Raw genomic sequence first — 4,453 nt, 5'->3', positions numbered from 1 at the left:
CGTCACGCTCGCCCTGCTGGCGCAGCTCGGCGCCGATCTCCCGCCGCGCGCCACGCCCTATCGCGCCGGCGACGTGCTGCGCCGGATCGCCTCGCTGCACGCCGCGCTCGACCTCGCCGAGACGCGCTTCGCCGACGGGCCGCCCGACCTGCCGTCGCACTTGGCCGATCTCGCCGGCCTCGGGCTCGTCGTGTTCGGTCCCCCGGCGCGCGCAGGCTGGCAGGAGGCAGCGCGGCGCCCGCTCGCCGCGACGCTGCGGAGCGACGCGGACGAGGCCTGGCACGGTGCAGTCGAGGCCGCAGCTGCGCTCGTGCGGGCAGCCGAGGCGGCGCGGCAAGCAGGCGGGCTGCCCGCGGGGGCGCTGCTGCTCGTCGCCGGCCTGTCGCCGCCGCGCTCCGACGCCGCTTGCGAGGCGCGTATCGCGCGCGTCGGTTCGGCCGCGTGCCGCAGCGCGCCGCCGCCCTGACCGCGGCTCAACTTCCTGCGGCGCCGCGCGCGAGCCGGAGCAGCCAGACGGCGCCGGCCGCGCTCCAGAGCCCGATCGCGAGCAGTGCGGCGCGATCGGCATGCCAGAGATAGCGGTCGCGCAGCACGCCGCCGAGCAGCCTCTGCGCCCGCTCGCGCGGGAGCCTGAGCTGACGCCCGGTGACCGACCAGAGCTCGGTGCGGCGCACGTCGAAGCGCGGCGCGCGGTGGCCGAGATAGAGCAGGGCGGCGAACACGGCGGTGGTGAGCACGGCGCCGGCGCGGAATGCCAGCACCGCGTCGAAGGAGAGCGCGAACATGGTCAGGCAGACGCCCAGTGCGGCGAAGCCGCAGGCGCGGCGGATGGTCTGGTCGGCCACGGCCACGATGCGATCCATCGGGCGCTCCCTGCGGCAAGTCTGGCGTCAGCCGAAGCCCAGTGCCAGTCCCGCCAGCGTGAGCGCCGCGACCGAGGCAAGCCAGGTCCACATCGCCGGCGCGGCCGGCGCGGTCGCTCCCGTGACGCGCTCGACCAGGGCAGCCGGCACACCGCCGAGCATCAGCGTGGCGGTGGCGATCAGCAGCGAGGCGGCGTAGGCCAGCACGGGCGCATGGAAGCCGAAGATCTCCGGCCACCAGAGCGGTGCGGTCTGGAACACGATGATGAACAGCAACGATCCGCCGAGCATGTGCACCAGCGCACCCGTCAGGCTGACGCCGACCGTCAGCACGAACAGCCCCTGCGGCGTCATCAGGTGCCCGGCTGCATCGCGGAGAGCCGGGGCGCCAGGCCGGCGGCGAACATCGCGAGCGCGATGACAAGGCGGAGCCCGAACGCCCAGAGGGCGGCCAGCAGCGGCAGGTAGAGTGGCGCGACATAGAGCGGCGTCACCAGGCGCACCGTGCCGACCCACCAGTCGGTCAGCAGGCGGAAGAAGCGCCAGATGTAGTTCTGGCTGTCGGGGGCGACGAAGACCTGCAGCAGGAAGCGCCCGAGCGAGGTCCAGGCGAGCACGGCAAGGCCGTACACCACCACCCAGAACGGCAGGTAGGACCAGATCAGGTGTGGCCCGTTCATGCCGGCTTCGGCTCTGCTCTGGAACGGACGGGGCGAGGCGGCCGCCCGCCTCGCCCCGCCCCGGGCTGCGATGCCTGCGGCTCAGTCGACCGCGTGCTCGCGGTCGACCAGCTTCACGCCGCCGCGCGGGATGCGGATCGACTCGATGAAGTCCTGCATCGCCTGCGACGGCGCAGTCGTCAGTCGGCTGACCACGTAGGTCACCAGGAAGGCGAGCGGCACGCCGAAGATGCCGCCGGAGATGTTGTTGATCGCCCAGAGCTGGCAGGTGACCCGGTTGCGCAGCACCACCGTCTGTCCCCAGAAGATGCCGCCGTGCAGCGGCCCGTCGGTGATCGCCGCCTGGTTGGCGAGCAGTGCCTGGATCGGCGCCTTCGCCTCGGCCGCGATGGTCGGGATCGCGACATACTGCTGGTAGGCGCGGATGATCGCCTCCTTCGAGCCGACCAGTTCGATCATCGACAGCCCGGCGAACTCGCTCCAGAGCAGGTAGCCGAAGGTCACCACGTAGCCGACCACCATGCCGGCGATCGCGCCGGTGCTGTTGGTCTTCTTGTCCCACACGCCCAGCACCAGCGCCGCGAACAGCCCGGCCGCGGCGATCGAGAACGCCCAGGCCACCAGGAACAGGATGTCGGCGCCGAGATGCCCCGCGGTGTAGGCGGCCACCACCGCGACCGAGATCAGGATGGTGCGCGCGACGATCAGCCGCCGCTTGGTCGGCGCGTGCCGGTCGATCATCCGGTAGTAGATGTCGTGGCTGAGCGCGTTGGCGATCGCGAGGAGGAGCCCGTCGGCGGTCGAGAGCGCGGCGGCCAGCCCGCCCGCCGCCACCAGCCCGGCAATCACGTAGGGCAGGCCCGCGATCTCCGGGGTCGCCAGCACGATCACGTCGGGATGGATCGAGAACTCGGCGAGCTGGAGGATGCCGTCGTTGTTGCGGTCCACCACGTTCACCCACGGTACGCCATAGGGCGACATCAGGCGCCAGTTCTCCAGCCAAGCCGGCAGCGCGTCGATGCGCTGGCCGATCACGTTCTGGTAGACCTCGAGCTTGGCGAAGGCCGCGTAGGCCGGCGCGGTGAAGTAGAGCAGGAAGATGAAGAACAGCGACCAGGCCACGCTCTGCCGCGCTTCGCGCACCGAGGGCGTGGTGAAGTAGCGCATCAGGATGTGCGGCAGGCTGGCCGTGCCGACCATCAGGCAGAACACCAGGGCGAAGAAGTTGATCGCCCGGTTCAGGTCGAACTGCTGGTTCGGCCCGGCGAAGGCCTGGGTGTGCGGCAGCATCACCTGGCCGGCGGCGCGCATCGTCGCCTCCAGCGCCTCGATCTTCTCGAGCGCGATCCCGTACATCAGCTGCGGGATCGGCACCCCGGTGAGCTTCACCGACATCAGGATCGCCGGGATCAGGTAGGCGATGATCAGCACGATGTACTGCGCCACCTGCGTCCAGGTGACCGCCCGCATGCCGCCCAGCATCGAGCAGACCAGGATGCCGCCCAGGCCGATGAACACCGCGACGGCGAAGGAGACGTCAAGGAAGCGCTGCGTGATGATGCCGACGCCGACGATCTGCGCCACGACATAGACGAAGGAGGCGGTGATCAGCACGGTCACGCCGACGAAGCGCGCCAGGTTGCCGCCGTAGCGGGCGCCGAGGAAGTCGGGCACCGTGTACTGGCCGAACTTGCGCAGGTAGGGCGCGATCAGCACCGCCACCAGCATGTACCCGCCCGTCCAGCCGAGGATGAAGGCAAGGCCGCCATAGCCGAGGGCGTAGAGGCTGCCGGCCATGCCGATGAACGAGGCGGCCGACATCCAGTCCGACCCCGTCGCCATGCCGTTGTAGATGGCGGGCACGCGTCGGCCGGCGACGTAGTACTCGCTCACCTGCATGGTGCGGCTGAGGATGCCGATATAGGCGTAGACGCCGATCGTGAGCGCCACGAACAGGTAGCCGATCACCCGGTTCGGCACGCCCATCTGCTCGAGACCGGCGAGCAGCAGCACGAAGACGGCGAAGCCGCCGACATAGCCCCCGTAGATCTTGTTCAGCTGGCTGAGGAAGGCGTCCTTCTGCTGGGCCATCGTCGTCCCCTCACTCCTCGGCCACGCCGAATTCTTCGTCGATCTGGTTCTGCCGCCTGGCGAACCAGAACAGCGTCACCACGAACACGATCAGGCTGCCCTGGGCGGCCATGTAGAAGCCGAGCGGGAAGCCCAGGATGTGGATCGCGTTCAGGCTCGGGGCGAACAGGTGCACCACGAAGCTGGCGACGAACCAGATCGCGAGCGTGGTCCACATCAGTGTCGAGGTCTTCGCCCAGTAGGCCCGGGCCACGGCCGGGTCGATCTCCACCGGTGGCGGCGGCTTGACCGCCGGAGCCTCCTCAGGAACGAGTGCCATCCGTCTCTCCCTTGGCGGCGCCCGAGACCCGGCGCCGGCATTCCTCTCCCTAAGGCTGCCGCATGCCCTTTCCCTGCCGGCGCCGGAAAGGTTCAATACGATCGCCCATCGGCCAGTTAACACGCGGGTTTGCGCGATGCCAACAGGTTCCTTCGCGTCCACCACGGCGAGGACGGCGCGCCGATGAGCCTGCTCGGCCGGCTGGTCAGACGCCTGCGTGCAGAGCGATCGGCCGATCCGACGGCCTTCGCGGTCCATCTCGGGCGCTGGGGCGCCTTCGTCGCCCAGAAGACGGTGATGGACTATTGCGGGGTGAAGCTCGGGGTGAACTGGGACAGGGCCCTGGCCGAGCCCGACTTCGCCGCCGCGCTCGGCGCGTGCCGCTGGCGCGTCTACCTCGCCGCCCAGGGCGACCTCGCCGCACTCGCCGAGGCCTGGCTGCGCCCGCACGCCACGGGGCGCGAATCGGCACTCGCGGAGGCGCTCGCGCGCCTCGCCGC

General features: G+C 70.5%; 6 protein-coding genes and 1 pseudogene. 2 read left to right on the top strand and 5 right to left on the bottom strand.

Annotated features, from left to right (window positions below):
- Nucleotides 1-466 (top strand): annotated as a pseudogene (locus tag FK498_RS19490) (hypothetical protein); the annotation flags it as partial.
- A gap of 7 nt (nt 467-473) precedes the next feature.
- Here FK498_RS19490 and FK498_RS17585 read toward each other — a convergent pair.
- From FK498_RS17585 to FK498_RS17565, 5 genes are all read right to left on the bottom strand, one after another.
- Entirely contained in the window at nt 474-863 is a 390-nt protein-coding gene (locus FK498_RS17585) for a hypothetical protein (RefSeq protein WP_141856863.1), read from the bottom strand.
- Nucleotides 864-890: 27 nt separating this feature from the next.
- Complete coding sequence (locus FK498_RS17580) at nt 891-1,217, bottom strand: hypothetical protein (protein ID WP_141856861.1); 327 nt, start codon at nt 1,215-1,217, stop codon at nt 891-893.
- Nucleotides 1,217-1,543 (bottom strand): YggT family protein, encoded by a 327-nt coding sequence (locus tag FK498_RS17575; RefSeq protein ID WP_141856859.1) that lies wholly within the window; start codon nt 1,541-1,543, stop codon nt 1,217-1,219. Before FK498_RS17575 ends, FK498_RS17580 begins: the two co-directional genes overlap by 1 nt.
- Nucleotides 1,544-1,624: 81 nt before the next feature.
- The gene (locus tag FK498_RS17570) at nt 1,625-3,634 is read right to left on the bottom strand and encodes a sodium:solute symporter family protein (RefSeq protein ID WP_141856857.1); all 2,010 of its coding nucleotides are present in this window, start codon (nt 3,632-3,634) and stop codon (nt 1,625-1,627) included.
- 10 nt (nt 3,635-3,644) lie between these two features.
- Nucleotides 3,645-3,953 carry a DUF4212 domain-containing protein gene (locus FK498_RS17565; RefSeq protein ID WP_141856854.1) on the bottom strand — a complete coding sequence of 103 codons (309 nt, stop codon included), beginning with the start codon at nt 3,951-3,953 and terminating at the stop codon, nt 3,645-3,647.
- A gap of 183 nt (nt 3,954-4,136) precedes the next feature.
- Between FK498_RS17565 and FK498_RS17560 the strand changes: the two genes are divergently transcribed.
- Nucleotides 4,137-4,453: hypothetical protein (locus FK498_RS17560; protein WP_141856852.1), on the top strand; the 317-nt coding region annotated here is incomplete at its 3' end.

Origin of the sequence: Elioraea sp. Yellowstone (genome assembly GCF_006704265.1) — a bacterium.
Lineage (GTDB): Bacteria > Pseudomonadota > Alphaproteobacteria > Acetobacterales > Acetobacteraceae > Elioraea.
This window is presented reverse-complemented; position numbering and strand designations above follow the sequence as displayed.